At 58.4% G+C, this 26961-nt stretch carries 21 protein-coding genes; 13 read left to right on the top strand and 8 right to left on the bottom strand.

The features are described 5' to 3' along the window. Positions 1 to 329: 329 nt before the first annotated feature. The 4 genes from HU773_RS18085 (at position 330) to HU773_RS18070 (ending at position 6316) form a co-directional block, all read left to right on the top strand. Positions 330 to 5105 (top strand): hemagglutinin repeat-containing protein, encoded by a 4776-nt coding sequence (locus HU773_RS18085; protein WP_225923800.1) that lies wholly within the window; start codon positions 330 to 332, stop codon positions 5103 to 5105. A gap of 11 nt (positions 5106 to 5116) precedes the next feature. After that, positions 5117 to 5431 (top strand): hypothetical protein, encoded by a 315-nt coding sequence (locus tag HU773_RS18080; RefSeq protein ID WP_046068324.1) that lies wholly within the window; start codon positions 5117 to 5119, stop codon positions 5429 to 5431. Positions 5432 to 5493: 62 nt separating this feature from the next. After that, entirely contained in the window at positions 5494 to 5748 is a 255-nt protein-coding gene (locus tag HU773_RS18075; RefSeq protein ID WP_015371087.1) for a hypothetical protein, read from the top strand. A 19-nt stretch (positions 5749 to 5767) separates the two neighbouring features. Continuing rightward, complete coding sequence (locus HU773_RS18070) at positions 5768 to 6316, top strand: hypothetical protein (protein ID WP_186625985.1); 549 nt, start codon at positions 5768 to 5770, stop codon at positions 6314 to 6316. Between the two features lie 417 nt (positions 6317 to 6733). Here HU773_RS18070 and HU773_RS18065 read toward each other — a convergent pair whose 3' ends face one another. Beyond that, the gene (locus HU773_RS18065; protein ID WP_057960144.1) at positions 6734 to 7228 is read right to left on the bottom strand and encodes a DUF1543 domain-containing protein; all 495 of its coding nucleotides are present in this window, start codon (positions 7226 to 7228) and stop codon (positions 6734 to 6736) included. A gap of 534 nt (positions 7229 to 7762) precedes the next feature. Here HU773_RS18065 and HU773_RS27575 point away from each other — a divergent pair. Then, positions 7763 to 8032, top strand: a complete 270-nt coding sequence (locus HU773_RS27575) for a hypothetical protein (RefSeq protein ID WP_258571524.1) — start codon at positions 7763 to 7765, stop codon at positions 8030 to 8032. A 12-nt stretch (positions 8033 to 8044) separates the two neighbouring features. On the opposite strand, the gene HU773_RS18055 is transcribed toward HU773_RS27575, so the two are convergent. The 3 genes from HU773_RS18055 to HU773_RS18045 form a co-directional block, all read right to left on the bottom strand. Then, positions 8045 to 8614 (bottom strand): MepB family protein, encoded by a 570-nt coding sequence (locus HU773_RS18055; protein ID WP_186625987.1) that lies wholly within the window; start codon positions 8612 to 8614, stop codon positions 8045 to 8047. 296 nt (positions 8615 to 8910) lie between these two features. Next, entirely contained in the window at positions 8911 to 10287 is a 1377-nt protein-coding gene (locus HU773_RS18050) for a heavy metal sensor histidine kinase (protein ID WP_120733597.1), read from the bottom strand. Continuing rightward, the gene (locus HU773_RS18045; RefSeq protein ID WP_186625988.1) at positions 10284 to 10955 is read right to left on the bottom strand and encodes a heavy metal response regulator transcription factor; all 672 of its coding nucleotides are present in this window, start codon (positions 10953 to 10955) and stop codon (positions 10284 to 10286) included. Before HU773_RS18045 ends, HU773_RS18050 begins: the two co-directional genes overlap by 4 nt. A gap of 146 nt (positions 10956 to 11101) precedes the next feature. Between HU773_RS18045 and HU773_RS18040 the strand changes: the two genes are divergently transcribed. Continuing rightward, positions 11102 to 11605 carry a GlcG/HbpS family heme-binding protein gene (locus tag HU773_RS18040; protein ID WP_186625989.1) on the top strand — a complete coding sequence of 168 codons (504 nt, stop codon included), beginning with the start codon at positions 11102 to 11104 and terminating at the stop codon, positions 11603 to 11605. 14 nt (positions 11606 to 11619) lie between these two features. Beyond that, positions 11620 to 12030 (top strand): hydroxyisourate hydrolase, encoded by a 411-nt coding sequence (gene uraH, locus HU773_RS18035; RefSeq protein ID WP_057441708.1) that lies wholly within the window; start codon positions 11620 to 11622, stop codon positions 12028 to 12030. 243 nt (positions 12031 to 12273) lie between these two features. Here uraH and HU773_RS18030 read toward each other — a convergent pair whose 3' ends face one another. The 4 genes from HU773_RS18030 to HU773_RS18015 form a co-directional block, all read right to left on the bottom strand. Continuing rightward, the gene (locus tag HU773_RS18030; protein ID WP_120733594.1) at positions 12274 to 12933 is read right to left on the bottom strand and encodes a DUF1266 domain-containing protein; all 660 of its coding nucleotides are present in this window, start codon (positions 12931 to 12933) and stop codon (positions 12274 to 12276) included. Between the two features lie 10 nt (positions 12934 to 12943). Then, a complete protein-coding gene (locus HU773_RS18025; RefSeq protein ID WP_120733593.1) occupies positions 12944 to 14155 on the bottom strand; it encodes a hypothetical protein in 1212 nt (403 codons plus the stop codon). Continuing rightward, a complete protein-coding gene (locus HU773_RS18020; protein WP_120733592.1) occupies positions 14146 to 16470 on the bottom strand; it encodes a hypothetical protein in 2325 nt (774 codons plus the stop codon). The genes HU773_RS18025 and HU773_RS18020 overlap by 10 nt, the downstream gene beginning before the upstream one ends. A gap of 467 nt (positions 16471 to 16937) precedes the next feature. Next, the gene (locus HU773_RS18015) at positions 16938 to 18311 is read right to left on the bottom strand and encodes a transposase (protein ID WP_169990230.1); all 1374 of its coding nucleotides are present in this window, start codon (positions 18309 to 18311) and stop codon (positions 16938 to 16940) included. A gap of 147 nt (positions 18312 to 18458) precedes the next feature. On the opposite strand from HU773_RS18015, the gene HU773_RS18010 reads away from it, so the two are divergent. The 6 genes from HU773_RS18010 to HU773_RS17985 all read left to right on the top strand — a co-directional run bounded on the left by HU773_RS18010 (position 18459) and on the right by HU773_RS17985 (position 26886). After that, on the top strand, positions 18459 to 19190 hold the full coding sequence (locus HU773_RS18010) for a hypothetical protein (protein WP_217883907.1): 732 nt from the start codon (positions 18459 to 18461) through the stop codon (positions 19188 to 19190). Positions 19191 to 19472: 282 nt separating this feature from the next. Beyond that, the gene (locus HU773_RS18005) at positions 19473 to 19982 is read left to right on the top strand and encodes a hypothetical protein (RefSeq protein WP_065882287.1); all 510 of its coding nucleotides are present in this window, start codon (positions 19473 to 19475) and stop codon (positions 19980 to 19982) included. Between the two features lie 114 nt (positions 19983 to 20096). After that, positions 20097 to 20546: an SMI1/KNR4 family protein gene (locus HU773_RS18000; RefSeq protein WP_120733590.1), complete on the top strand. Its 450-nt coding sequence runs from the start codon at positions 20097 to 20099 to the stop codon at positions 20544 to 20546. A gap of 561 nt (positions 20547 to 21107) precedes the next feature. Further along, entirely contained in the window at positions 21108 to 22274 is a 1167-nt protein-coding gene (locus tag HU773_RS17995; protein WP_186625958.1) for an efflux RND transporter periplasmic adaptor subunit, read from the top strand. Then, positions 22271 to 25438 (top strand): efflux RND transporter permease subunit, encoded by a 3168-nt coding sequence (locus tag HU773_RS17990; RefSeq protein ID WP_169990031.1) that lies wholly within the window; start codon positions 22271 to 22273, stop codon positions 25436 to 25438. The genes HU773_RS17995 and HU773_RS17990 overlap by 4 nt, the downstream gene beginning before the upstream one ends. Beyond that, complete coding sequence (locus HU773_RS17985) at positions 25435 to 26886, top strand: efflux transporter outer membrane subunit (RefSeq protein WP_120733587.1); 1452 nt, start codon at positions 25435 to 25437, stop codon at positions 26884 to 26886. The genes HU773_RS17990 and HU773_RS17985 overlap by 4 nt, the downstream gene beginning before the upstream one ends. Positions 26887 to 26961 lie beyond the last annotated feature (75 nt).

Below are 26961 nucleotides of genomic sequence, written 5' to 3'. Positions count from 1 at the left end.
GTGGTGCGGGAGGGCCTGGCGACAACTCGTTTGGGCGTTTCATGAGGCGATTTCTGCTCTCATTCTGCTGACTCACCGATCAACCCTGCCTTTCAGACGTGTTTACCCCTTTGCCTTTTACAAAAGCCGCTGGGCCTAGCGTCAGGTTGTTCAATACAAACAGCTGAACATTGGCATTCTGTTCTCTACTCTCCTCCAGGCACCGGTAGCGAATCTTGCGCTTGCCCCGTTACTGCACGCGGCCTTCGCCGTGATGCTTGTAACTGGTTGGCAGCGGCCGTATTTATGGTGATCACGTATCCATTGCGGCGGGGCAACTGACCAATGATGTGGAAGATGCCCGAGCGGTCGTGATCGCCGCGCGCGAACGCCTGGACATTGGCGTCGGGACGCTGGTCAACCGTGAGCACGCCATGCTTTTCAGTGCCGGTGACTTGTTGATCGGCGGCGCGCTGGATGCCCAGGGTCAGGCCACCGGCCAGGCCGGGCTGGTGCATAACGCCAGCGCAAGTATCGAAGCACTCGGCGGGCTGAGCCTTAACAGTGCCGAGTTGCGCAATACCAACGAACACTTCAGCACCCAAGTGGTTGAGGTCAGCCGCGAAGGCGTCCAGGAGTTCCAGCACACCGGCTCTGCCAATCGCTATCGCCCGGATCAGATCTCACTCTACAACGACGAAGTCAGCCACTTGGTCAGCCCCGAGGGCGTGGCCGATAACTACAACCGCTACGACTACGCTCGTACCACTACCCAGACCCAGATCCTCACCTCGGACCCGGGTGAAATCCTTTCCGGCGGCTCAATGCTGCTGACCGCCAATTCGGTGTTGAACGACAAGAGCCGGATCATCGCCGGCGGCACGTTGGTGGGCACTATCGGACAGCTCAACAACACCGAAGTCACCGGGCAGCAGACGGTGACGGACAGTGGCACGTTCAGCCATTTGTATCGCATCCATCGCAAGGGCCGTGACCGTCAGGGCCGTTCGACAGCCGCCTACAACCCGGCCGCCAGCGTCACGGATATTTTCCTGCGGCCAACCCAGTACCTGCAAAACACCGCCCATACCGGCAGTGGCCTGCAACTCGGCACTCGCCTGACCAGTAGCGTCGATCAGGCTGCCGGCGGTGCCAGTGCGGCCAAGGTCAATGTGGGCAATGGCCGAGCGCCTGGCCCGGTGCTGGAAGTGGCGGCGCTGCAAGCGACGGCGGCGGGAGGCGTAGGTGAGTCAATCCGTACCGGCGGGCTTAATGTGCAGGTGCCGGACAACAGCCTGTTCCACCTCAATCCCCAGGCCAACCCGAACTATCTGGTGGAGAGCGACCCGCGTTTCACCAGTTATCGTTCCTGGCTGTCTTCCAACTACATGCTGGATCGGCTGCAACTGGATCCGGGCCTGACCCTTACGCGGCTAGGCGATGGTTTCTATGAGCAAAAACTGATCCGCGAACAGATTGCCCAACTCACCGGCAGACGCTTCCTCGACGGCTACGCCAATGATGAGACCCAGTACCGCGCGTTGCTCGACAGTGCGCTGACCTACGCCGGCAAGTGGAAGCTGGTGCCGGGTGTGGCGCTCAGCCCTGAGCAAATGGCCCAGTTGACCAGCGACATCGTCTGGCTGGTGAAGAAGGACGTAACCCTTGCCGACGGCAGCGTGACGCAGGCGTTGGTGCCGCAGGTGTATGTGCGGGTGCGCGACGGCGACCTGGATGGCTCCGGTGCACTAATGGCGGGCAACGTGGTCGACCTCAAGCTACAAGGCGACCTGGTTAACCGCGGCACGATCGCCGGGCGCAGCGTGCTGGCGATTTCCGCCGACAACCTGCAGAACCTGGGCGGGCGCCTGACCGGTGGCGAGGTGGAGGTAAAAGCCCGCACCGACTTGAACAACCTCGGCGGGTTGATCGATGCCTCCACGCGCTTGAATACGGTTGCCGGTCGCGATATCAACATGGTGTCCACCACGCGCAACACCGAAAGTGCCCAGGGCACCGCCACGGGTATTTCGCGGGTTGCCGGGTTGTTTGTCTCCGATGCCAAGGGTGAACTGGTGGTGAACGCGGCGCGCGATATCAACCTGAGTGCGGCGCAGATCGTCAGTTCCGGCAAGGACGGCAAGACCACGGTGGTTGCTGGCCACGATATCAACCTGGGCACGGTGACCCAGAGCCGTGAACAAAGCGTGCAATGGAACGCCAGCAACTGGCGCAAGGACGCGAGCCGCACCGATGTCGGCAGTGTTATCCAGGGTGAGGGCGAGGTACGCCTGATCGCGGACAATGACCTCAATGCCCGAGGTGCCAAGGTCGTCAGCGAGCAGGGCGGGGTCACCGTTTCGACAGGCCGCGACGTCAATTTAAGCACCAGCCAGAGCTACAACTTTGTCGACGAGGCCCATAAGGTCACCGGCAGTAACAGCTTGTTCTCCAGCAAGACCACTTCAACCCGCGACACCGTGAGTGAAACCCGCGCCCAGGCCACCACCCTCAGTGGCGAGACCGCGTGGGTCAAGGCCGACAATGACTTGAATGTGCGCGGCAGTAACGTGGTCTCCACCAGTGGCACCACCCTGGTAGCCGGGCACGATGTGAATGTGGTGGCCGCCACCGACCAGCTCAGCGAACAGCACTTCAAGGAGGTCAAGCAAAGCGGGCTGTTCAGCGGTGGCGCCATCGCGGTGACCATCGGCAGCCAGCAGCGCAGCGACAAAAACCGTACCGCCAGTGAAACGGCGGCGGCCAGCACCATCGGCGCCACCGATGGCAACGTGAGTATCCTGGCCGGCAATGCCTACCGCCAGGTCGGCAGCCAAGTGACGGCGCCCAAGGGCGATGTGAACATTGCCGCGCGGTTGGTCGATATCCTTGAGGCCCGTGACCAGCAACACATCACCCAGGAGACCAAGTTCAAGCAAGGCGGCCTCACGATTACCGTAACCAACCCGGTGATCGAAGCCGTGCAGACCGCCCAGCGCATGAAAACCGCGTCCGACCGCACCGATGATGGCCGGCTCAAAACACTGGCGCTGGTCAACACCCTGATGGGGGCGGGCAACGGCTATATCCAGTATGACAAGGACCGGTCCATGGCCGGCGGCATTAATATCAGCATTTCGGCCGGCACCAGCAAGAAGGAAAGTAAAACCGAGCAGACCTCCAATTCGGCCGCCAGCTCGTCGGTGTTGGCCGGTGGTGATGTCAACATTACCGCGGCCGGCGCCGGCAAGAACAGTAACCTGACCGTACAAGGCAGCCAGATCACCGCCGGCCATGACGTTAACCTCAAGGCCGACGGCGCTATTGCCTTGCTGGCCGCGCAAAACACGGTGCAACAGCGCACGACCGAAAAGGGCAGCAACGCCAGCCTTGGGATTGGCATTGCCATCGGCGGCCAAACCACTGGCATCAGTTTTAACGCAGGGGCGTCCCAAAACCGCGGCAAGGCCGATGGCGATGATGTGGTCTGGAGCAATACCCATGTGGACGCCGGTAATAAGGTCTCGCTCGATTCCGGTGGCGATACCCGACTCAAGGGCGCAGTGGTGAGTGGCAAGCAAGTCACGGCCGATGTGGGCGGTGATTTCAGTGTCGAAAGCCTGCAGGACACCAGTACCTACAAGGCCAAACAGACTAGCCTGGGCGTGGGCGTGAGTATTTGCGTGCCGCCATTCTGCATCGGCTCATCGAGCTTCACGTTGAGTCAGAACAAAGGCATTCAGAAATCCAACTTTGAAAGTGTCACTGAGCAGAGCGGCATTCGGGCCGGGGACGGTGGTTTTGATATCCGGGTCAAGGGCAACACCCACTTGGTGGGCGGCGTGATCGCCAGCAACGACAAGGCGATTGCCGATGGCAAGAACAGCTTGAGTACCGGCTCATTGACCACCGCTGACCTGCACAACAGCGCCAAGGCCAGCGCCGACAGCAGTGGGCTCACCCTCAGCAGCGACTTTGTCGGCCAGGGCATGTACGGCGCCAGCAAGGCCTTGTTCAGCAACTACCTGGATGCAGGGAAGGCTTCGGACTCTTCCGAGGGCAACACGCTGAGCGTGGTGAGTGCCGGCAATATCCTCATTACCGATGCCTACCGCCAGCAGCAATTGACCGGCCGTGATGCCAGTCAAACCGTGGCCAGCCTTAACCGTGACACCGCCCACTCCCATGTTGGCGCCGAGCGTCAGGACCTGGACAAACTGCAGCGTACCGCCGAGGCGGAGCAGTCGATCAAGAATGAGGCCTATCGCCAAGGGGTGCAGTTTACCGATAAGGCGTATCGCACCATGTTCAAAACGCCGCCACAGATGTTGGCGCTGGAGCTGGATGAACAGGGCAATGTGAAGGAAGGCGCGGACCAAAAGCCGTTGTTCCGTGTAGTGGGTGATGCAGAAAGGCAACATCTGCAGGCGGATGAAAACAACGTAGTCAACGTAGCCCTCAATGGCATTTTCAACGACGACAAAGCCGCGGCTAAATACGCGGCTCAGCATCGCGACCCTGGCGCGACCGGGCCACAGTATTTCATGTGGTTTCCCAAGGCGGACAATACCCTGTCGGAGCTGTTGATTGCCGGGTATCAGAAGGCGATGGATAACGACTTTTTCGGCTTGACCAACTACACCGCGGCCTCGCGCCAGTTGCAGCTCGACTATGGCGCCACTGGCTTGCACCTGACTGAACACAGTCGCGGCACTATGACCGGTGGCAACTCCCGACAATCCATTTACAACATGCCTGATGCTGCCGGGTTACTCAGCAAGACTACGGTGTATAACTTCGGTGGCGCGTTCAATGTTTACACCGCCGATGAACAGTTGGCCTTTTTGCAAAACCGTTCGGCCGTCACCGACCCAGTCGAACAGGCGAAGATGGTTCTTAAATACGAAGTTCATAACAACGACCCGGTGGGCAGGTGGTTCTTCATGGGCAATAACCCGGGTACTGGCGGCGTAATACCTGAGGGCAGCAGCTTGCTCAAGGAGTTGGGCAATGTCTTCACCGGTGATACGACCATGCACAGCTGTTATGGCAGTGGTGCGCAAGCCTGCGCAAGATATTGGCCGCAAGGCAAGCCGGTGCTGGTGCCTGTCAGCCCGAGAAAATAAGGAGATTGATCATGTGGCTTAAACCTATGGCATTGGCGCTGCTGCTTGCTACCCTCGTCACCGCCTGTTTCAGCGAGCCCTTTCAGCCCCCGGCGGCTGATGCGGACTTATGGGAGAAACCCGGCGCGAGCAGCAAGGATGTCTTGACCTCCATGTTGGCTTGCGGTGAGAAGAATGGCTCCGGCATCGATCCCAATGCCAGCTTCCAGGAGCGGGCGCAGCGCTTTGTGTGTATGAAGCGCTCGGGCTACACCCGGCGTGATGGTTTTGACGTCTGTGCGTTGCGCACCCAAGAACCGTTGAAGGCCTGTGAGTCGGCGCAATGAAACCACAAAAAAACCGCCCTCTTTTTGAGGGTTCGTCACTCAACACGATAGGGACATCACCTGTGAAATATGCAATCTGCGCCACCTTGCTGCTGTTACTGAGCGGCTGTCTGACCATGTCGGGTGAGTACACCGTGACGGCTCAGGACGCCTCCGGCGCCCCGTTAACCAAGCTCGGCACGTTCACCGCCGAGGGCCATAACATTTACCCCATACGCAATGCGTTCTGCCTCAATGCGCCGGGGGCGACGGTCATCATTCGCGATGCCCGGACCGGCGAGGAACTGAGCAGCGAAAGCCCTTATCACTGCCGTTAAGCCTCAAAAAAGGACTTCCATGAGAGCGTTTCTGATAGCCGGCCTGGCCGTGGCCGTGAGTGGCTGCGGCAATATTTCCAATATCCGTGCTTACAACACGCCCTATGTTGAACCCACAGCAGGGGATACCGCACGCTTGCGCGTGATCACCAATGGCGTGGCGCGCGGTGTGCCGGGCCGTGACTGCACCGACTGGCGTGTGCCTGGCGCCGGGGTGATGGCCGTGTCCGAATCCGGCTTTGCGGGTCAGAATAATGGCCGCAGCCTGGGCATGCCCGAGAGCAACCGCCGGGTGGAGGCGCAAGGCTCGGCGCGTAGCGAACTGAAGGTGCCGGCGAACAAGCCTTTTGCCATGAACTTCCAGAGTGAGGGCTATGTTTCTGGCGGCAATTCCTATAGCTGCAGGCAGAGCTTTCACTTCACCCCCAAGGCCGGGCAAGATTACGAACTGATCCTGCTGGACGGTGGCCAGTGCCTGGTCGCGTTGCAGCGCTTAAACCCAGCTGGAAAACCTGAAAACGAGCCTGTTGAGAAGGCAGGGCTGTGTAGAGCATTGGATGCCTTTTAGCTTAGCGTATTCAGAATTCCAGCTATAGGTGGCTATCCGGACATTGCGGATAGTTCAAACCTAAACGTGAGCCGAATCAATGCGCATCGGGGCGTGGCCTTTAGCCGACTTGACATACCAGGCGTATCCAAGAGGCAGAGAAGTGAGCCAGCTTGCACTTGCGGAGGAGGCAAGCTGGGCGAAACCAGAACCGATTTGGTCGTCCGCTTTTGAGGTAGACATCCAGACAAAGGCCAATCGTTTTCTGGCGCTGTCACGAGATGGAGATAGATGGCATCACCGACCACAATTTTTCTGACATGTCCGCTTATGGTCGAATTCAATCGGTCGTCACAGGCAGAAAACGGCCAAAAGTGGCCGCTCATTACGTAGGAAATTCGGGCGATTCAGCAGATGACGTGTTGAGCTAATCAAACGTTACGACAAAACAATGTAGTCATTGCGCTGAATGATGCCGTCGTGTGGTCCCTCAACCAAATGAACGTATCGTCCTTCTATCGCATCAATCGGCAAACAGTCGTCCACATCCAGCACACCATCAGTATGGGCCTGGACCCAGTGCTTTAAAATCTCGCGTTTACCGAGGCTCATCGCCTCCCGCTTATCTTTCGCAACTATCAGAGAATAGTGATGCGCTTCGCCAAAGGATTTAACTTCATATCCGCCTAAATTGATAAAATACAAACGCATTGATCCAGGGCGGGGAGCTAATTCACTTAGTTCTAATTTCCAGCCTGCAACTCCATCAACTGCCATCCACGCATCAATATGAAGGCCTACAGGAGATCCAAACCAACTCTGTCTAAGCTGAGGATATGCACCCTCTAAGCTATCAGCTAATACGAAGGCTATATCATGGACTTCAATTTTCGCTCTAGGATGTTTTCCGCCTAACATTACAATAAAAAGCATTATTCGCCCTGCTATAAATTAAAAATGGAACAGCTCAAATAATTGCGGGCCATATTATCATGTTTTAAACACCATTAACATCGCGCCGACAATTGCACGCAAGTCAAAAAATTAAAGCAATAACCTAATAAAATTCATATAAACACACCTCCTACAACGCCATGCGTAAATGGTGATGAAGGATCAAAGAATGTAATTATACAGGTGTCAGTCAGGCCTCTATAGGCATTGAGTAGGCGTTCGGGGGGAACATTTTCGGGGGGCTCACCGCCTCCCGAACGCGTGCGCAAAGACCCGTGGTCGATTCAGAAAGTAGTAAAGTCCGGAGACGAGGACTCACAGGACCAGCCCTCCTGGTAAATATTCACACCCTAACTGAAGGTGCTGCAGCCCTTCGTGAAGGGCAGGTTAGCGTCGTTTGCCGCCGGTCAGGCGTAAACTCAACGCGTTATCGGTGATGGGTTGGAACATCTAAGCCCGTAGTCCCCAAAACACAGGCAGTACAGCACCACGATTCATCCGTGGACTCGCTCAATGATCCGCATCGATTCCATCTGGATCGCCACCGAGCCGATGGACATGCGTGCCGGTACCGAGACCGCGTTGGCTAGAGTTATCGCGGTGTTCGGTGCGACGATTGAACCAAGACAAGTTTCACTGGCCAGGTATCCGGCACGGATCGGACGTCGAACTCGACAAGGAACAACTTCAGGCCTTGATACTGGGCTTGCCTTGGCAGCGGATAGCCGCGGGCGGCTCGATCACAGTGCTTTAGCTGCCATTACCCAGAACGCTCAAGAATGACGAATAAGGATCTTAAACTTCAAAGAGCCGACGCACCTGCACGGAATCGGCGTTACCGCTTTGTTCAAGAGGAAGAAAGTAACGTAGTTGCCATTGCTGTGTCCTAACGGCCTCTTTGGCGACTGGTTTGACCCAAGGTGGATAAACGCGGATAGCGCGCTTACCACCTTTACCGTTAATCGCCATGATGCCCTTTGATGCCAGTATTTTCTGGTCGAAAACAAACTGTCCGCGATGCGTTGCATCGAACACACTCACCACAACAAAGGCTACGCCATCATCGATATCGAGAGGTGCAATGATGCTGCCTGACGTCGGGCGCTTCCATATTGTGACGAACTGTCCAATCTTCGTCGGCGTTGTTTTAGCCACACGGAAGACAATGGTGTGTCCGTCGAGGCCAAAGCGGGAGGCACCATACTCGGCACTCTCAGCCTCGCGTATAGCCAGATCCGTCAATTGCATTCCCGCCGGCGTGTACACATCCTGGATAGCCGCTATCAGATCGTTTGGAATATAGCCGAGGCCAGGGTCTGCCGCGCACGCATATTTTGTGCCTTGTTCAGTTAAATCGAATTTCAAAGGGAACAACTCCTAAACCACTCATTGGCCATACGATCCAATCCAGAACATATGCTACGCCCTTCGACATACCCAGCGGACTGCGGGCGATTACATCGTGTGATTACGCAAGGTGGGATAGCCAGCCGCTTACGCTTTGGATAGGTCCTTCGTGACAGGAAGCTTCTGGCCGATTGCTGCCCGCTACGACAGGCAGAAGTTGGCCAGAAGCGGTCATCTAGGACCTACACAATCTCGCGGCGACTCACATAGCGCTGATCAACAACAACTGACCACAACCACACTAATAGCTTCGCTCATAGTAGAGACGTTTCGTTCGGAAAAGTGAGCAAAAACGCCGTGCCTAAATTGCTGCTGGTTACACCCACTTTTCCACTGTGGGCCTGCATAATCGATCGAACGATGGCCAATCCAAGCCCGCCCGAATCATCGGGCTGATTGCGAGAAGGATCACACCGGTAAAACCGCTCGAATAAATGCGGTAGGTGTTCGCCTGCAATCGCATCACCTTGGTTGTGTACGCTGATTTCGAGCCCATTCCCAGCGCTCATGGTGCTGATAGTCACCGGCGTACCAGGAGCGGCATAACGCAGTGCGTTTGCAATCAAATTGGCCAGTGCCCTGCGTAGCAACTGCGCGTCAGCGTACAACGTGCCACTGGCCTGATTTATCAACTCAATACCGCGCTCTTCCCCCATCCCTTCGAAATATTCGCAGAGCTGTCCGGCAAGCTCCTGCAGGTCGATGCGTTCGCGGCTGATGGACGACTTTGGCTGCTCGGTACGCGCGAGGAAAAGCATGCTGTCAATCATCCGCGCCAGGCGCTCGTATTCTTCTTGATTGGACACCAACAGATTCTGGTATTCCTCAATCGAGCGAGTACGACCAAGCGTCTGCTGGGTCTGCCCCATCAGGTTGCTCAATGGCGTACGCATCTCGTGGGCAAGGTCTTCGGAGAAGCGTGACAGCTGAGCGAAGCCTTGCTCCAGGCGGCTAAGCATCTGATTGAGCGCATGGCTCAGGGCACTTAGCTCGCTGAGATCATTGAACGCTTCCAAGCGCACATGCAGGTGCTGCACATCGATGGTCGCTGCGCGTGTCGCCAGTTGACGTACCGGCTTGAGGCCGCGCTGACTAACCAGCCAGCCGAGCAGAAACGCCAGCAACGCACCAACCGTCACTGCTGTCAGCACTTCCCAACGATAGGCACTGAGCATCTGCTCACGCTCACCGAGGTACTTACCCGCAATTAGGGTAAGGCGACGCTCTGGACTCGAGATATCGACCCAGGCAAAACGCAAAGCTGGATCATCAGGACTATCGGCAAGCTTTGGCGCGGACGATTTCGGCAGACTCGGCAATGGCACAGCGAGCGGGTTGATTTCGATTAGCAACTGCCCATTGCTGTCGACAATCCAAAGCATGTTGTCGCGGTTGCCCAGCATGTTTTCGTACAGCTGCGGGCGCGTGCGCAGCGAATCTACACTCTTACTGTCGCCGATCAGTGCCTGCATATGCTGCAGCCGACCGAGCAGGGCCTGATCATCACGCCAGGCTATTTCGCGTTGCAGAGAGTGATACAGATAGAACCCTACAGCACCTAAGAGCACCACGCTGATCAAGGCAAACATCAAGGCCAGGCGAAGGCTGAGTTTACGTGGCCATAGGCTCATGGTTGAGCATCCATCATGTAGCCCATTCCGCGTACGGTGTGAATCAGCTTGATCGGATAAGGATCATCAACCTTCGCACGCAAACGTCGAATAGCAACGTCTACGACGTTGGTATCGCTATCGAAATTCATCTGCCAGACATGCGAAGCAATCAGCGTACGTGACAGAACCTCACCTTCGCGGCTGAGCAACAAATGCAGCAACGCGAACTCTTTGTTGGTAAGGGGCAAACGCTCGCCATCGCGAGTGACCTTGCGCTTGAGCAAATCGACATGCAGGTCGGCAATCTGAAACTGCTCTACTTCTCTCGCCGGACCGCGGCGAAGCAGCGTACGTACACGAGCCAGCAGTTCCGCGTAAGAGAAAGGCTTCACTAGGTAGTCATCCGCCCCCAGCTCAAGCCCTTTGACCCGATCTTCGATAGCATCGCGCGCCGTCAGAAATAGCACAGGCGTCTGCCACTTTCGTCGGATGATCTGCAGCAATTGCCAGCCGTCCAAGCCGGGCAACATGACATCGAGGATGATCAGATCAAACTCGCACTCCTGCACCAAGTGCTGACCGTCTAATCCATTCAGGGCGACCTCCACAAGATAGCCGGACTCACTCAGCCCCTTGTGCAGGTAGTCAGCTGTCTTCGCTTCATCTTCAACAACCAGGATACGCATCTAGTCCTCCAGCGCAGGTGCATAGCCTAGGCCAATAAACAGCTTCGTCCCATTACAAATTGGTAATCCTCACGCAATCAGTCTGAGCGCAACGCTTATGCATGATGGCCGCCAATGGCTCAACCGAGCTTTGAACGGGAGGATTTATGCAAATCGCAAGAAGCTGCACCACCTCACTCCTATCCCTGGCGATAGGTTCAAGTGCCGCATGGGCAGATACCTCACCGATTGCCCAGCGTGCGGATGTCACCCTTGCCGTGGCCAACCAATTGCTAGACGCCACATTGGCAGCCTGCCATGCAGACGGCCGTACCGGGGTAGCAGCAGTCGTAGACCGCGGAGGCAATCTGGTAGCCGTACAGCGCGATGACAATGTCGGGCCACACAACACACTGGCAGCGCAGCGCAAGGCCTTTACCGCCCTATCAACAAAGACCGCTACAGGCCTGTTATCAGAGCGTGCACGCAGTAACCCCGAAGCTGAAAACCTAAACACACTCGATGAGTTGTTGCTGTTAGGCGGTGGAGTACCGCTGAAGGTGGGCGATCAAGTCATCGGTGCCATCGGCGTTGCCGGGGCCGGCGGTGCGCAGATCGATGAAGGCTGTGCCCTCAAAGCTATCGCACAAGTTATACCCACCCATAAATAAATAGGAGACTCATCATGAATACATTGAAAACCCTTTTGGCCGGTGCCGTGTTGAGCGCACTTTCCTCCGCTGTTTTTGCGGCTGGTAACCCTCTGAGCGTCCATGTGCTGAACCTACAAGACGGCCTGCCATCACCTGGCGTGAATGTGACACTTGAAAAACAGAACGGCCAAGACTGGAGCAAACTGAACACCGGCATTACCAATGAACAGGGCCGTATTACTGCGCTTTATCCGGAAAACAAGGTGCTCGAGAAAGGGACCTATCGCGTAACGTTCAAAACGGGTGACTGGTTCAAAGAGCATCAGTCGGCAACATTCTTCCCGGAAGTACCTGTGATTTTCGAAGCAGACGGTAGCGTGCCTCACTACCATATTCCGCTGCTGCTCAGCCCCTATGGGTTCTCGACTTACCGCGGCAACTAAATTATTGATGTGGCTTTGCCCCGTTTTATGGGGCAAAGCCAGCTCTTGAGCAGAGTCGTTCAGGAGCACCTATTCATTGAGCCGCCCTAGATTCGTAGCCATATTTATGGCTGCTATTGGCCGAGAAAAGCCATTCATGACCAGCGACTCCAGGCCTCGGCTGATCTAGCAATGAAAGAGCTTTTCAACCAAGCTCGCCTCCAGCGGTGAGAGCTCCAGCGATTCAGACGCTTGAACCAATAGCTACGCAGCTCCCGCCAGAGTCGGGGTCAGCGCCGCATGCGTATTCCAGGGGGCATCGGCCCAAGCTCCGCTGCCGGGCGTCAGCAACTGGCGCAGATGCTGCTCATGGAACGCTTCGCCCAGCGAGTCGACGCGAAACGCCGCCACCCACTGCTCGCGCCCTAGCTGATAGGCTTTGCCGAATTCTTCCCAACTGTCGAAACAGTCCTGCGCCCGCTGTGCATTGAGCAGCAGCACACGCCAGGCGAGGTCGGGCTCGAGCCAACGCATCAGCAGCGCACAACGGACCAGAAACGCCACCCGAACGCAGGCAAAGGCCATGGCCGCACGCGGCTCATCACCGGTCATCAGCGCCTGCAGGTCGAGGTTGTACCACTGCTGTTCGAGGGTCGCACTGAAGTGCGACCGCACGGCTTCGTCATTGCAATTGCTGCGTATCCCGGCCTGGTGTAACAACGCTGCCCGTACAATCGTCTGTGCTTGCTCGGTGAAGTGATCGCACGCCGACGAGTAGAAACCCTCGACTTCCATCGCATCAGCCATGGGCCTGGCCAGCAGCAGCGACCAGTGCCTGCGTTGGCTGAACAACTGGGCGCCACGCGGTCTGAATGCTCGCCACAACATCCAGGCTGAAACAACAACTGCGATAAGCAAAAACATCCCGCTCTCCTTACCTTGCCCGGGCCTGCCAGGCCAGGATTTCCTCGGCCATTGGCGAGGTCATTTCAGGCCACGGCACACCTTCGGTGAGGTACAACGGGTCTTTGGGCTGACGCTCAATGTATTTGCTGAAAATGTGCCGGATGGCGTACTTGACCGACACCGCCTTCGGGGCAGCCTGCAGGAATTGCTGCGGCTGACGCCCGGCGACCAGCCATTCGACCATGGCGGATGGCGCATCGAGGCGCTCATAAAGTTGCGGATATCGGGCTACCTGGCGAGTCTGGGCGGTCGGGTCGTTGACCTCCTCGATACGCAGCCAGCCGGCTTCGGTACGCACGATGCCGATGGCGATACAGTCGGCGGGTGTCTGCTGGTCGGTGTCCAGAGCATTCAGGCACTGCAGCAGGTCCTGGTAATAGCGCTCCACCGGAGGCCGGTTTTGCTTACCCTTTACCTGCTCGACCGTCAATGTGCCGTCGGCCTGGACGATCAGGCTGATGGTGATGTGTGGCTGGCCCTGACTGTCACGCAAACTGAACACACGCATGCGCTGCTGTTCGACCGCTTCGGCATAGCGCTCGCCGTAGCCGCCAGTCAAGGCGCGGCGATCGGCGAACTGGCCCAGACAGTGGCGCATCACGTAGCTTTCAAAGGCCATTTCCGCGCGCAGCAAGGAACTTTCGGGACGCAGTTCCTGCAATACGTGCTCCGCGGTGTTCACCCGTGCAAGCAAGGCCTCGGGCTGGCTCTGGCGCCAGCCTTGTTCGACACGCGCCGCCATCTGCGCGTGTTCCTTTTGCCACAGCATCAACGCCTGGGGGCAGTTGATGCGTTCGAGCTTGCCCGCCAGTGCTGTGCCCTGACGCGAGGTCAGGAACTCCACCAGCAAGGCTTCCAGCGCCAGCAATGGCGCCTGCTGCGGATCGACCCAGACCAGCGGGGCAAGTGAATCTTTTTTTGCATCGCTCAAATGCCCAGCCACCCAGGACGGCGGCTCGGCTCCCAATGCCTCGATAGCCTGCCCCATGCTCAGGATTCGCCGCGCAGGCTCGAAATTGCCGACCAGATGACGGTAAAAATGGTTGAGCAACCATTTGCCCACCTCTGGCGCATCACCTCGGGCCTTGCTGCGCTCGGCAATGCCACGCTTGAGTTGTTCGGCATTGAGTGCGTTGCGCGGGGCATAACCGGACGTTCGCAGCTCCGGTGTCACTTCCATATCTGCCACCAGGCTTTGCCGGCCGGTTTTGCCGGCGCCTGCAGTTCGGCGATGCACTGGCGGATCATTTCATTGTTTCCCCGATCAACTTCGTTGTTCGGATCACTGCGCAGAATGGAGCGCTGATAATAGGCCACGGCCTCTGCCTTGCGCTCGAGCCCCTTGAGCACATCGCCGGCACAAGCCAGCAGAGAGGATTCAGAGAGTTCATCGATGACCGGCGCGTAACGTAACCACAGGTTAGTGGCCGCCTCCGGCAGGCTGTATGACAGGTACATGGCAATTTTCATCCGTGCGAACAGCGGCGAGTACTCCAGGTCCTTGTCGCTGATTTCGCGCTCTTCCTGCCATTTGAGAATGCGCTCCAGCCAGATCAGAAGCTCGCGCTCGCGGTCCAGTCGAAACAGGGCGCGGGTGACGTCCTGTATGTAATCTTCCGGGTTGTGGCGGCCGTAGCCATAGTCGGCTGCGTAGTGCCATAGCTGTTCGGCGGCTTCGGCGATGCCTGGGTTATCGTTCAGCAGAATACGATTTTCGAGGATGCCCTGATAATGTTCGGCGAACGGGCTGGCGGCGATGCCACGGGTATGCAACTCAAGTGCTTGACCCATGAGTTTGTCGTTGTAGCAGCGGTAATTGATCGCCAGGTTGTTGCACAGCATTGAGTACAGGTGTGCGCAGGCATCGTAGCGGTGTCCGCGGCCGCCGGCGAAGCACTGCTCCATACGGGCCTGGCCATGTTCGTAGGCAACCTTTTGCACTTCCCGCAGCCGCCACCAGACCGAATCTGCCTCCTCGCTGGAAAGCTTCTCGACATGCGTTTCGACCAAGCTTTCAAGGGAAATCGCAAAATTGTAGTAGTACATGCCACTGGCCAATAGCGGCAAGGGTTGGCGCAAGGCATCGAATATGCCGAACGTACTGGCGTGGGCCCTGAACAGGCTGTAGACGCTGCGGTGGTCCTGCAGATCGCCGGCCGAAACCGCCTCGCGTAGCATCGTCAGTTCGGTGTTGGCGTCGATGCGCCCGGCCTGACGTTCACGTACCGCCACCAGACGAGTGATCCACGGGTGGTTCGGCGCGCGTCGCCGGGCTTCTGCAAGGGCCAGGGTGAAGACGTTGTCAATTTGCTCAAGGTCATCGCGCGCGTCATGCAGTGCATCGAGCAGCGGGCCCATGGACGGGGTCGACTCGTCCCGCCACGGCAGGCCGGAAGTGAAGCGCTCCAGCACCCTCTGATCATCACAGGCACGTATCACGCACAACGGCCACCACGCTGACTGGTCCTCGGCATCGAGCAGGCGATCCTGGACCCAGTAGGCCGTGCCCGGCCACATTTCGCCGCGCATTTCATAGATTTCCATGAATGCACGTTGCCCCGCGTCGTCGATTTGGCCGTTTTCAAGCAGCCAGGGCAAATGGAAGTCAACGAAGTTGTCACCGCCGCCGGACTCCAGACTCAGGGTCGCCACTTCACAGATTTTCAAAGCACCGGCGAGGTCGCCCTGGGCCTGCAATGAACGGGCGGCCAGACGTGCCAGGCGCACTTCCCATTCTCGACGCTGGGGTAGCGACAATTCGGCGATCAATCGCACAACCGGCTGTTCGAACATCGCCAGGCGCAACGGAACGATTTCGATCAGCGCATCGCCCAGCCACAGCCAGTCGTTACCGTCGACATCCTGATCTTCGCCAGCGGTGCGTAACGCGGCAATTGCCGCCAGCGCGGCTTCACGAGCCTCTTCGTCGCGTTCATGGGCGGCCAGCGCCTGGGCCCGTCGCTGGTGTTGATCGGCATCGTCCCAGGCTCGCAGTGCATGACGGTCGGGGTTGATCAGGGCAAGGGTGTGACGCACTTCGATGGTCTTCAGGGCGACGTCGAGGGTGGCGTGTTGGAGATCTTCGAAAATGCGGTAGCGCCGGTACTGCTCGATGTCGAACGGCAGCGGCTCGTTGGTCAATTGCTGAAGGTTGTCGAGCGCCTGAAGCAGGCCCTGCTCGTCTTTGAAGTAGTTGCCCAGACGCAGTTGGTAGATCAGCAGGTTGACCTTGAGTTCGTTGCGCTCATCATCAGGCGTAGCCTCGATCAGTGCCTGGCCGTCGTCGGCCAGTACCGCCCTGGCCGCGTCTGCATCACCCGCATTGACCCACAGCACGTGCAGCCGTCCGATTGACTCCAGCGAGGTTGCCTTGAGCGGTTGGCCGCGCAGCTGGCCCAACAGGTAGTCGACACCATGTTCCTGATGCTCGACCTCAAGACGGTCCATGAATTGATCCAGCTGGATGCCCGACAGCACGGTGCTGTTTTGCGTCATTGTGAACTCCATTTGCGAATGACTGTGCATCGCCCGATGCGTCCTGCGTCAGTGCCCTCGAGTGGGGCAACGGTTCTCGTGCACGTCTGCCTTTTACAGGTCACGAATGAAGAAAGGGATCGGGCAATACAGCGAGGTGCCGAACGCTACCAGCTGGCGTTTAAAAAACCAAGAGTGCGCGGGGGGGCAAAGTCAGTGATTAACGTGCATGCAGCGGGTCGAAACTGCGAATCGCCCGCAGATTGGTCGGCACTTCAGAAGGCTGATTCTGGCCAATTGCTGCCGTTCGCGACCGTCGGCTTTCGGCCGATTCTGTTGAAAAAGTCGGATTTTCAGATCGCCTGAACTCAGGCACGACCACCACCGGAGAACCTACTCACCACATTGAGTGGTTTTTCGGCCCTTCGGTGACCTTTGCTGCTCTGTTATTGGGTTAATTTGAGGTTTTTTGCTTGGTGCAGGCGCACCTATCCCGTGACTGGTGGCCCTTGAGATGAAAATTTGGCCAGCCGTCGCAGGTTCTGCACCGCAGCGGCCAGCGTGAATTCATCCGTCGCACCACTCATGCCACGTAGTCTCAGGCGATCCAATTTCAGGATGCGCTTGAGGTGGGCAAACAACATTTCGACTTTTTTACGTTCGTGGCGAGAGCGCTGATATGCCGGCGTTGCTGCAATGCGCCGAGCCACATCGCGAGCGGCTTCATGGACGCTGCGAGCGATCTTGCGGAACGCGGTGTTCGGGCAGCACTTGGCTTTCATCGGACACGTAGCGCAGTCGGTCTGCCGGGATCGGAAGATAATGGTGTTGGCTTTGGTGACGTGTGAACGCTCATTCTTGAAGGCTCGCCATTCGCTGCGCAATGGGTTGCCGGCCGGGCAGCGGTATTCCTCAGCCTCTTCATTCCAGTGGAAATCGTTGCTCGAAAAACTGTCGTTCTTGCGCTCGGTTTTGTCCCACACCGGCACATGCGGCTCGATGTCTTTTTCCTCCACCATCCAGGCCAGCATCGGCGCTGTACCGTAAGCAGTATCGCCAATGAGGCGCTCCGGCTTGATGTCGAACTGCGCTTCGACCCGTTCGATCATCGTCTTGGTGCTCTCGACTTCTGCGGTTCGATGAGCCGGTGTGGGTTCCACATCCATGATCACGCCGTGCTCTGTATCGATCAGATAATTCGTGGAGTAAGCGTAGAAAGCTGGGCCTCCTGGAGCAGCGGTCCAGCGGGCTTGAGGATCCGTCAGCGACAGGCGCTTCGGCAGCGTTTCGGCCAAAGCCTCTTCATCAAGTGCCTCAAGGTACTCACGCACGGCGCGGGTCCTCAGAACCGGATCGCTCCAGTTGACCGGTTCACCACCCGGTGCGCCGCGCTGCCGACTCGCATCCGCTTTGATAATGCTGGCGTCCACGGCAAAACCTTCGCCCTTGACCAGACCAGCGTCCATGCAGCGACGCAGCACTTCATTGAACAACCAGCGAAACAGATCACTGTCCCGAAAACGGCCGTGTCGATTTTTGGAAAAGGTCGAGTGGTTGGGGACTTCATCTTCAAGGCTCAATCGGCAGAACCAGCGATACGCCAGGTTCAAATGGGCCTCTTCGCACAACCGCCGTTCGGAGCGGATGCCATAGCAGTAGCCGACGATCAGCATGCGGATCATCAGTTCAGGATCAATCGACGGACGCCCAATCGGGCTATAGAAATCGGCGAGGTAATGGCGCAGGTCGCTCAGATCAAGACACCGATCAATGTTGCGTAGAAGGTGAGTGGCTGGGATGTGATCTTCAAGGTTGAACGAGTAAAACAGTCGCTCCTGCCCACTCGATAACTGTCCCATCATGTTGCGTGCTTCCCTGCTGGCCAATGCGGAGATTTTGCCGGAGGCCAGCCAGGGGAGCTACTTTTTCAACAGAATCGGCCAATAGCGCACACTCAAGTATCGACTATGCTTGGAGCAATTCAGCCCTGTACCTGAAGGATCTAAACAATGGGGTACCTTGTCGTTGCTCACGCGATGAATGTGAAGCCGGAGCTAGAGCCACTTTCTACTTTGCCGATGAGTATTGGGTGGTCATTGCACCAGGATGAAAGCGCCACGTCGTTCTACTTAGACACGTTTAAGGCTGGCGAAGAACGGAAATGGCCCTTTACATCTATGCCACCTATTAATGATGTACCGCTTGAGCTCCCTCAAGAATTGGCAGCTCTATCGCGGGTATACAAATTGCTTAAGGATGCTCAGCTGGCCGGCTACTTCAAGAGAGCTTTCCTGAATGTGAATTTAGCGCTAAGCAAAAGCCTTCAATTACGCGTTTGCAGCTTTTGCACAGATGACGACGGGCTGGATTTTGTGTGCGTATCGTCGAATGGTGAACTGCAAAGGCTGCGTTGCGTTTGCGGTGATCTGGATATCACCTATGAGCTTGGGACGGTCTTGATCCAACCGCTTCTGATAGATGGCGTGGAAGGCACCGACGCAAGTGGTCTACATGACCCGGAGAGTGGTATTCACGTCTTGAGTCGGAATATAGCGCCTTCGTCGTTACTGCATGCGGTGGCTTCAGCAGAAACCACTCGCTTTCTACAAGCAGAAAGCCCCCCTCTGGGTCTAGGTAGCTTCGATGGTATGGAGGTCGCTCCGATAAAGATTGCAGGCTCTAAGATCGCCTCGCTGGCGTCTAAGATGGTTGCTCAGAAGGCGTGGTGGAAGCGGTGGTAGTCGTATCGACGCCTTCGACCCAAGCCAGGAGGACTCTTCGGCGAAAAATAGTCAATTATCAGCCTCGAAAAATTGGGGCCGATAATGGGGTGCCAATTTTCAAAAAACTACCCGTCAAGATGGGCTGCAATCGGCCAAACGCGGCCGCTCGATATTTTTAAATTCATGAGGGCCGCTATTTCTCCAGCAAATTTTCGTGCACGAGCTTTAATTAAGGCTGACGCGGGCTGAAAAAAAAGCACTTGAGGCTTCCTTTTGACATTCACGCAACTGAGAGGGCGCATGGACGAAGTAGTCAAATTTTCACTGCCTGTGGTCTTGGCGATCCTTGCCTGGTGGCTAAAGCTGTCTCGGGAGCAAAGCACAGTTGGTCGAGCTATCTACTCGGAGATCATGGCGCTAACGGAGATAACGAGACATCGGCACTTTTTGCAAGATTTGAGAGTGCGCGCAGAATTTTATCGCAGCGACCCGTCCAAGCCAGCCGAGGAGTACCGTATATCAGTGGCAGACCATTACTGCCGGGTTTACGCCGGGAACATTCAAAACATCGGTTGCTTGGATGCGGAACAAGCAGCCCTCATTGTCAGGTTCTATCAGCTTGCAGATAGTGTTGTGAGAGACGTTTCGCAGGGCGGGCAATTGTACCAGGGCACCAATGATCCATGTGCTTATGAGGAGAATGCTTTGCTTCTTGAACAAGCCATGCAGGTTGCCGAGAATCTCAAAATGCTGCGAGAGCGGCAGTCTAACGAGCCCTGGTATCTCCGCTGTTGGAAAGCAGTCACATGATTGCTGCATCGTAAACAGGACGAATCCCCCCCGATTTCCTATCCGCTGCATAAGTTAAAGTGCAGGGCATGTGAGAATATTGGCAATGGCGCGTAAAAAATCGGCGGGTTTGGTATGTCAAGCTTAGAGATGGTAAAGAGTCGATTTGAGTCGTTGAATGGCATTCGCACGGTGGATCCGAATTTTATTGAAAAGCTCGAGCATGAGTTGAAAATATCACTTCCAGATAGCTTCAAATTGGTTGGGGAGTTTTTCGATGGAAGTGGTATTTATGTTTTACCGCTGCACCAGATCGGTTGGGAATCCCCAACTAACGTTCTTGATGAAACGAAGCGTTTGAGAAACAGTGGCCGACTTTTATCAAACTATCTTGTGTTGGGGGAGCCTGCTGAAGGTTTGATCGTGATGGATTGCAATTCCCAATTGGGGCAAGTGCTCTGGTGTGATGCGATTGATGTTAATCGGATTGGTAAAGAATCACTGATGACAGCACCTGAAGTATGGGGCTCCTACTTGGATTTTGTTGAGTATTTGGTTTCGGAGGAAGAGTCTGATCGACTGTAAGCAGCGCGTTAAGGCGTGCTCGACGTCGACCCATCTTCTGCTCGGGAGAAACCAGGTTCTTGATCAATTCACAGGATGCATCCGAGTCGTAACTCTATACCGTGCAGGCCTTCAGTCAATCATGTCGGCGATTCTAACCGTCCCGAAACTTCGTACAAAACCTAAACCGAGGTCCGTCAGGGAATGAATACCGCTGTTTTGATAGACATCATTGAGGGGCCGCTTCTGGCCGAACGCGGCCATACGACAAGTGCCCCGAATCGTGGGCAATTTGGTAGTTCGTGTTCGGCCGGCAGGTACCCCCCGGAAAGTCTAAGAAGTCACTAGATGAGGGGTCACATAGACCCACGCGGCATATGTGAAGAAACACATGCCAGTGCAGAAGCAAACAAATCCAATCAGGCTTGCCCCCCACATCAAACATCTCGCTTCACGCTGCGTCCCGCCCTGACTACTGCCAGCCCCCCCTTGCCATTTTCATAACACTTGACCTTCCCCTCATGGCAAGCCGGATAAGACCTCCAGTGTTGGTTTGTCCTGAAAATTACAAGGAGGTACACGATGTACGGCAAGCGCATAACCCTGGTCGCCGTGGCGATAGCTGTCGTGTTCACGCTGGGTGGCTGTAAAGAGAGCGCGCCCGCGGCCGATGCCGCCAAGCCGCCTGGTGTGCCGGTGGCCGAGGTGGTTGCGCAGCCGGTGACTCCGTTTGTTGAATACACCGGTTCCTTGACCGCGATTGAGCAGGTTGAGTTGCGCCCGCGTGTCAGTGGTTATCTGCAAAGTGTCAGCGTGCCTGAAGGGCAATCCGTGGCCAAGGGCAGCCTTTTGTTTATGATCGACCCACGGGAGTTCCAGGCGGCGCTGAACGCTGCCAAGGGCCGTTTGCGTGAGGCTGAGGCCAATGCATTGCTGGCCCAGGCCGAGCATGGTCGGGCTGAGCAACTGTTCGCTAAAAAGGTGGTGGCGCGGGATCGTCTCGACAGCGCCATCGCCTCGTTGAATGCCGGCAGGGCTCAGGTCGACGCCGCCAAGGCCGCGCTGGATGCCGCACAACTGGACTTGAGCTACACCCGCGTCACTGCGCCCATCAGCGGGCGTGTCGACCGTGCCCTTGTCACCGAGGGCAACTACGTCACCCGTGGGGTGACGCCGCTGACGACGATCGTTTCCATCGACCCGCTGCATGTGTATTTCGATGTCGACGAGCGCACCTATCTGCGCTCGCTTGCCGCGACTCGGGAGGTTGCTGCGTCGAAAGGGGAAAAGGCCGCCAGGGTCATGGTGGCGATGCTTAACGATGCAAGCTATGCACGCGCCGGGCGGGTGGACTTCCTGGCCAATGCGGCCGACCGCAAGACCGGCACAGTGCGTGCGCGTGCCGTGGTCGACAACCCGGATGGGCGCCTGACGCCGGGGCTGTTCGCCAAGGTCAAGCTGGACATCGGCGCGCCGCAACCCCGGGTGTTGGTGGCCGACCACTCGATTGGCACTGACCAGGGCCGCCGCTATGTGCTGGTGGTCGGCGCAGACGACAAGACCGAATACCGTCCCGTCGAACTGGGGCCGATGGCCAACGGCTTGCGCGTGATTGAGCAGGGCCTGCAACCGGGTGAACGCATTGTCGTCAAGGGGCTGGTGCGCCCCGGCATGCAGGTGACGCCATTGGCCGCCAGGATTGATGGGGCGCCGTTGGATGCGCCGTTGGTGTTGGGGGGCGTGCAATGAGCTTCCCACGCTTTTTCATTGACCGGCCGATCTTCGCCATCGTGCTGTCGGTGTTAATGATGATCGCCGGCATCGTGGCCTTCTTTCATTTGCCTCTCAGCGAATACCCCGCCGTGACGCCGCCCACGGTGCAAGTGACGGCTTCTTATCCGGGCGCCAACCCCCAGGTGATCGCCGAGACGGTGGCGGCGCCCCTTGAGCAGGTGATCACGGGCGTCGAGGGCATGCTGTATATGACGTCGCAATCGGCGACCGATGGCCGCATGATCCTCACCGCGACCTTCGCCCAGGGCACCAACGCGGACATGGCGCAGATCCAGGTGCAAAACCGCGTCTCGCGGGCCCTGCCGCGTTTGCCCGAAGAGGTGCAGCGCCTGGGCGTGGTTACGCAGAAGACCTCCCCGGACATCCTCATGGTGGTCCACCTGCTGTCGCCCGACCAACGTTATGACCCGCTCTACATCTCCAACTATGCCTACCTCCAGGTGCGCGACGAGCTGTCGCGGATTCCGGGGATCAACGACGTGCTGGTGTGGGGGGCGGGCGAGTACAGCATGCGTCTGTGGCTCGACCCGGACCTGATCGCCGCCCGTGGCTTGACCGCAGGCGATGTAATTACCGCAGTGCGTGAGCAAAACGTGCAAGTGGCGGCCGGCTCGGTCGGCCAGGCGCCTGACTCCAGCGCGGCGTTCCAGGTCACGGTCAATACCCTCGGGCGCCTGACGGACGAGGAGCAGTTTGGCGACATCATCATTCGCACCGGTGATAACGGCCAGGTGACGCGTCTGCGCGATGTGGCCCGTGTCGAAATGGGCGCCGATGCCTACGCGCTGCGCAGCCTGTTGGACGGCGAGCCGGCCGTTGCCCTGCAGATCATCCAGAGCCCGGGCGCCAACGCGCTGGATGTGGCGCAAGCGGTGCGCGATACCATGCAGCGTCTGGAGGCCAATTTCCCCGAGGGTATGGTGTCGCGGATTGCCTATGACCCGACAGTGTTTGTGCGTGCATCGCTGGAGTCAGTGGCCATCACCCTGATGGAAGCGATCCTGCTGGTGGTCCTCGTGGTGGTGGTGTTCCTGCGTAACTGGCGTGCGTCGCTGATCCCGTTGATGGCCGTGCCGGTGTCGATCATCGGCACCTTTGCGGTCATGCATCTGATGGGCTTCTCCCTCAATACCTTGTCGTTGTTCGGCCTGGTCCTGTCCATCGGGATTGTGGTCGACGATGCAATCGTGGTGGTCGAGAACGTCGAGCGGCATATCGAGAACGGCGAGGAGCCGACGCAGGCTGCGCGGCGAGCGATGGGCGAGGTCACCGGGCCGATTATTGCGATCACCTCGGTACTCGCTGCGGTGTTCATCCCCACCGCCTTCCTCAGTGGCCTGCAAGGTGAGTTCTATCGGCAGTTCGCGCTGACCATCGCGATTTCCACGATCCTGTCGGCGGTCAACTCCTTGACCCTCAGCCCGGCACTCGCCGGCCTGTTGCTGCGCCCGCGCGACGCTGCGGTGGTGCATGACCCGCGCAGCCTGCGCGGTCGCGCCGCGCATCTGGTGCAAGTGCTGAGCCGGCCGTTCCAGCGGGCACCGCAGGCGTATGGCAACACGGTGCGCAAGGTCGCGGGTCGTCGCGGCGCGGCGCTGTTGGTGTATGGCGGCTTGCTGGCGCTGACCTGGTTTGGTTTCAACGCTGTACCGGCGGGCTTCGTGCCGATGCAAGACAAGTACTACCTGGTCGGTATCGCCCAGTTGCCCAATGCGGCCTCCCTGGATCGTACCGATGCGGTGGTGCGGCAGATGTCGAAAATCGCCCTGGATGAGCCGGGCGTCGAAAGCGTGGTGGCGTTCCCTGGGCTGTCGGTCAACGGCTTCGTTAACGTACCGAATGCTGCCGTAATGTTCGTTATGCTCGATCCGTTCAAGGAGCGTACTTCTCCCGACATGGCTGCGGTCGCCATCGCCGGGCGCCTGCAAGCCAAGTTCGCGAGCATTCCCGACGGTTTCCTCGGTGTATTCCCACCGCCGCCAGTGCCCGGTCTTGGAGTGACCGGAGGCTTCAAGCTGCAGGTTGAGGACCGGGGTGGGGTCGGGCTCCAGGCTCTGGTGCAGCAGACCCAGGTGCTGATGACAAAAGCCACCGAGTCGGGCCAGGTCGCCGGGTTGATGACCAGCCTGGACGTCAACGCGCCCCAACTGAATGTCGATATCGACCGCACCCAGGTCAAGAGCCAGGGGGTGCGACTGGCGGATGTGTTCGAGTCTTTGCAGGTCTACCTCGGTTCGCTGTACGTCAACGACTTCAACCGGTTCGGCCGCACCTACAAGGTGACTGCCCAGGCCGATGCGGACCACCGTATGCAGGCCGAAGCCATCGGCCGCCTGCAGGTGCGCAACGCGGCCGGGGACATGCTGCCGTTGTCGGCGTTTGTCACCGTTACACCGAGTTCCGGGCCCGATCGGGTGATTCATTACAACGGCTATCCTTCGGCCGACATCTCTGGCGGAGCGATGCCTGGGGTCAGTTCCGGGCAGGCCGTGGCACTCATGGAGCGCCTGGCACAAGAGGTACTGCCCGAGGGCGTGACCTATGAATGGACGGACTTGACCTACCAGCAAAAGCTCGCCGGGTCATCGGCGCTGTTCATTTTCCCGCTGTGTGTGTTGCTGGCCTATCTGATCCTGGCCGCGCAATACAACAGTTGGTTGTTGCCCCTGGCGGTCTTGCTGATTGTGCCCATGTGTCTGCTCAGCGCGATCATCGGCGTTTGGTTGGTGGACGGCGACAACAACGTGTTTGTACAGATCGGGCTGGTGGTACTGGTCGGCCTGGCTGCGAAAAACGCCATCCTGATTGTCGAGTTCGCTCGCAGCCTTGAAGCCGAAGGCGCCAACCCGCTGGAAGCGGTTATCCACGCGTGCCAGTTGCGCTTGCGACCGATTCTGATGACCTCGCTGGCGTTCATCGCCGGTGTGGTGCCGCTGGTATTTGCCAGCGGCGCCGGGGCCGAGATGCGCCATGCCATGGGGGTTGCGGTGTTTGCCGGGATGTTGGGGGTGACCCTGTTCGGTCTGTTCCTGACGCCGGTGTTCTACGTGGTGATGCGCAGCCTTGCGCTGCGCAAGGTTTCGAGTCCGAAGCTGCAGTTGGAGGAGCGCGTGTCATGAAATTGGCCTATCAAGCGTTTCTGGTGTCGTCGCTCCTGCTGGCTGGCTGCACCGCAGTCGGGCCCGATTACTCCGCGCCGGTGTTGCCCGCCGCGCAACGGCCAGCAAGCTTCGGCGCGCCCATTGCCGGTCTTGGTACGGGCGATGTCGAGGTGCAGTGGTGGCGTGTGTTCGATGAGCCGGCCCTCAGCCAATTGATCCAGCAGGCGCTGGCGGCCAACCACGATATCGGCATCGCGGCCGCGCGTCTCGACGAAGCCAAGGCGATGTTGCGCGAGAGCCGCCAGGGCTTCTTGCCCAGCGGCGGTGCCGCGTTAGGGTATGAGCACCGACAGCGCAGCGAAGTCGAGACCCCCCTCGGCCAGCAGCGCTCCCTTGAAACCACGCGCGCGGCGCTGGATGCCGCCTGGGAAATCGATTTGTTTGGCCGCGTCCGGCGCTCGGTGGAGGCGGCGCAGGCCCAGGCGGGATCGCGCCAGGCGTTGCTGCGCAGCGTGCAGGCGAGCGTCGCCGCCACCGTCGCGGCAACCTGGTTCGAGCTGCAGGGGGTCGAAGCCGAGCAGGCGGTAGTGGCGGACATCAGTCAAAGCCAGCGTGACAGCCTGGGCCTGGTGGAGCACTTGGTCAGCGTAGGCGCCGCCACCGAATTCGATCGGCTGCGTGCCGAGGCCTTGCTGCGCAATGTCGAGGCGGTAGCGCCTGGCCTGGAGCGACGTCGGGCAACCACCACCAACGCGTTGGCGGTATTACTGGGGCAGGCGCCACAAGGGTTCAAACCACCGCAGGCCCGGCCCGGCCGTGAGACCTTGAACCTGCGCACCCTGCAGGTGGGCGACCCGGCCGGCTTGCTGGCCCGGCGCGCCGATATCGCCGCAGCCGAACGGGTGCTGGCAGCCGAGACCGCGCAGATCGGCGTGGCAACAGCCGGTTTGTATCCGGATATCCAGGTGCAGGGCTCCATCGGTCTGCTGGCCGGAAGCCTCGGCGCCTTGGGCGACTCGGGCATGCAGTCGAACTTTATCGCACCGGTCATTCGCTGGTCGCTGCTGGACACTGGGCGCGTACGCGCGCGGATCGCCGCCAGCGAGGCGCGCACCCAGGCGGCATTGATCAGCTACGACCAGACCGTATTGCGCGCCCTGCAAGAAACCGATGACGCGTTCCAGGCCAACAGTGCCGCAGGCAGCACCCTGGGCTTGCGGCTGCTGGAAGCGGCGGCCAATCGTGAGGCGGCGAGGTTGGCCCGCACGCGCTTCACGGAAGGTGAGGGGGTGTATCTGGACGTCCTGGAGGCCGAGCGCGCGGACTTCAGCAGCCGCCGCGCACTGACCGTGGCGCGCACCGAGCAGCGCTTGGCGGTGGTCGGTATCTACAAGGCATTGGGCGGTGGCTGGCAGATCTGCGAGCAGGCGGGGCAGGTGTGCAGCGGTGCTGCGGCACTGCGTTAGACACCGTTGTTGTACGCAAGCGCGCTGCTTGCGGTGTTCGGCGAAGAACGGCCTGGCGGCAGATTTACTGTCGCA

Origin of the sequence: Pseudomonas shahriarae (genome assembly GCF_014268455.2) — a bacterium.
Classification (GTDB): Bacteria; Pseudomonadota; Gammaproteobacteria; order Pseudomonadales; family Pseudomonadaceae; genus Aquipseudomonas; species Aquipseudomonas shahriarae.
The sequence above is the reverse complement of the archived record's forward strand: the minus strand, read 5'-3'. Positions and strand labels throughout refer to the sequence as shown.

Coding starts and splice junctions, on each gene's coding strand:
- HU773_RS18080 (WP_046068324.1), top strand. CDS start 5,117: ATGTGGCTTAAACCTATGGCATTGGCGCTGCTGCTTGCTACCCTCGTC.
- HU773_RS18070 (WP_186625985.1), top strand. CDS start 5,768: ATGAGAGCGTTTCTGATAGCCGGCCTGGCCGTGGCCGTGAGTGGCTGC.
- HU773_RS18065 (WP_057960144.1), bottom strand. CDS start 7,228: ATGCTTTTTATTGTAATGTTAGGCGGAAAACATCCTAGAGCGAAAATT.
- HU773_RS27575 (WP_258571524.1), top strand. CDS start 7,763: ATGATCCGCATCGATTCCATCTGGATCGCCACCGAGCCGATGGACATG.
- HU773_RS18050 (WP_120733597.1), bottom strand. CDS start 10,287: ATGAGCCTATGGCCACGTAAACTCAGCCTTCGCCTGGCCTTGATGTTT.
- HU773_RS18045 (WP_186625988.1), bottom strand. CDS start 10,955: ATGCGTATCCTGGTTGTTGAAGATGAAGCGAAGACAGCTGACTACCTG.
- HU773_RS18040 (WP_186625989.1), top strand. CDS start 11,102: ATGCAAATCGCAAGAAGCTGCACCACCTCACTCCTATCCCTGGCGATA.
- uraH (WP_057441708.1), top strand. CDS start 11,620: ATGAATACATTGAAAACCCTTTTGGCCGGTGCCGTGTTGAGCGCACTT.
- HU773_RS18030 (WP_120733594.1), bottom strand. CDS start 12,933: ATGTTTTTGCTTATCGCAGTTGTTGTTTCAGCCTGGATGTTGTGGCGA.
- HU773_RS18025 (WP_120733593.1), bottom strand. CDS start 14,155: ATGGAAGTGACACCGGAGCTGCGAACGTCCGGTTATGCCCCGCGCAAC.
- HU773_RS18020 (WP_120733592.1), bottom strand. CDS start 16,470: ATGACGCAAAACAGCACCGTGCTGTCGGGCATCCAGCTGGATCAATTC.
- HU773_RS18015 (WP_169990230.1), bottom strand. CDS start 18,311: ATGATGGGACAGTTATCGAGTGGGCAGGAGCGACTGTTTTACTCGTTC.
- HU773_RS18010 (WP_217883907.1), top strand. CDS start 18,459: ATGGGGTACCTTGTCGTTGCTCACGCGATGAATGTGAAGCCGGAGCTA.
- HU773_RS18005 (WP_065882287.1), top strand. CDS start 19,473: ATGGACGAAGTAGTCAAATTTTCACTGCCTGTGGTCTTGGCGATCCTT.
- HU773_RS18000 (WP_120733590.1), top strand. CDS start 20,097: ATGTCAAGCTTAGAGATGGTAAAGAGTCGATTTGAGTCGTTGAATGGC.
- HU773_RS17995 (WP_186625958.1), top strand. CDS start 21,108: ATGTACGGCAAGCGCATAACCCTGGTCGCCGTGGCGATAGCTGTCGTG.
- HU773_RS17990 (WP_169990031.1), top strand. CDS start 22,271: ATGAGCTTCCCACGCTTTTTCATTGACCGGCCGATCTTCGCCATCGTG.
- HU773_RS17985 (WP_120733587.1), top strand. CDS start 25,435: ATGAAATTGGCCTATCAAGCGTTTCTGGTGTCGTCGCTCCTGCTGGCT.